This is a genomic window from Rhizobacter sp. P3_B12, from assembly GCF_056402895.1.
The window spans coordinates 1-1,721 of the sequence record NZ_JBFUGN010001171.1 but is presented as its reverse complement, the minus strand read 5'-3'; the positions used below and the strand labels follow the sequence as shown (position 1 = coordinate 1,721).

The following is a 1,721-nucleotide window of genomic DNA, read 5'->3' as shown; positions in this document are numbered from 1 at the left end:
ACGCCATAGTGGGCGCGGAACTCACCGTGCACGTCCAGGATGTCGCCGGTCTCGCCGACGACGTGCATGTGCAGGCCGGCCCGTGCCGGAAGGGCAGATGCCGCATCGAGCGGCCCGTGGCACAGCAAGGTCCAGTGCGCGCCCCGGAACAGCTCGAACAGGCGGCGCGGCAACCCGCCCGCCCCGCGGCACAGGGCGTCGGGCGCGCGGCTCCCGGCAACGACTGCCCGGCCGCCTGCAGTCCTGTCGAGTGCGAGCGACGACCCGGCATAGCCGATGTCGAGCTGCTTGACCTCGCGGCCGCGCCGCATCGGCCCTTGCGACGCTTCGCGCAGCAGACGCGTGGCCATGCCGAGCATCTCGGCCGCGATCGGACGCCGCTCCTCCTCATAGGTGTCCAGCAGCGACGCGGGCGCGCCGCGCAGAACCGCATCCAACTTCCATGCCAGATTGCATGCATCCTGGATGCTGGTGTTCAGGCCCTGCCCGCCGGTCGGCGGATGCGTGTGTGCGGCGTCCCCGATCAGCAGCGCCCGCCCGACGCGGTAGCGGTCCGCCAGGCGGGCGTTCATCTCGTAGACGGAAGCCCAATGCACCTCGTCGATCACGATGTCGTCGCGGCCGGTGCGGCTGGCGACCATGTCGTTCAGCGCAGCAGCGGTCACGGCCACCTCGCCCTGCATCGGCACGGGCGCCTGCAGCTGGAAGAGCTCGGTGCCGGCCAGCGGGCAGAGCGACATCTGGCGCTCCATCGAGCCGTCGTTGAATCGATGCCAGGCATCGCGGCCCAGCCCGTGCAGCAGGAGGTCGGCCACCACCGCGCGAACCCCGAGCGTCTTGCCCTCGAAGCCGATGCCCAGCGCACGCCGCACGAAGCTGCGGCCGCCGTCTGCGCCGACCAGGTAGCGCGCACGCAGCACCTCGGCGCCGCGCGGGCCGGCCAGGCGGGCGGTCACGCCGTCGTCGTCCTGCTCGAATGCGGTCAGTTCGCACGCAAATTCCGGCGCGTGACGGAGCTCGCGCAGCCGCTCCCGGAGCACGCGTTCCGTCAGGAACTGCGGCACCATCAGCGGCAGGTTGTACGGTTCGCCAGGCTTGGCGTCAGTGGCAGCGACCGACGGCGAGTCTTCGAACGTGCCGTCCTCGCGGTACGAACGCGGCGGTGGGTAGAAGCCACCCGCCGCCACCAGCCGGYCGATGACGCCGAGATCCTCGAAGATCTCCTGCGTGCGGGGCTGGATGCCCTTGCCGCGCGAGCCGGCGAAGGGGTGTTCGAGCTTCTCGACCAAGCGGAACGACAGGTTGCGGCGCGCCAGCTCGAGGGCCAGGGTCAGGCCGGCAGCGCCGGCCCCGACGATCAGGACGTCGTGGGTGATGGAGGTCATCGAGAATCCTTTGATGTGGAGCGTGTCCGGCCGGGACGCCATGCAATGCATGCACTGTGCACATATTAGGATTTTTAGGACTTGAGTGCAACATGCACTCGATCCCTTCCAACACCCTCAGCATTTCGCCCGCTTCAAATCAGCCCGAAGCTGATTTCCCCGCGCCCGCCTCGCTGGTCTGATCCACATCACGCCAGCCCGACAGCCAGCAGTACCGCCCAGGGCGGCACCCACCCCAGGGAGCCACCCATGCACATCACCCGTCAACTGCTCGCCGCCGCCACGCTCGCGGCCACCACCGTCGGCCCGACCCACGCCCAGGTGCCGACCCAAGTG

General features: G+C 69.7%; 1 protein-coding gene. It reads right to left on the bottom strand.

Annotated features, from left to right (window positions below):
• Nucleotides 1-1,385 (bottom strand): FAD-dependent oxidoreductase (locus AC1D01_RS33425; protein WP_477873771.1); only part of this gene is annotated, 1,385 nt, incomplete at its 3' end.
• Between the last annotated feature and the right edge of the window lie 336 nt (nucleotides 1,386-1,721).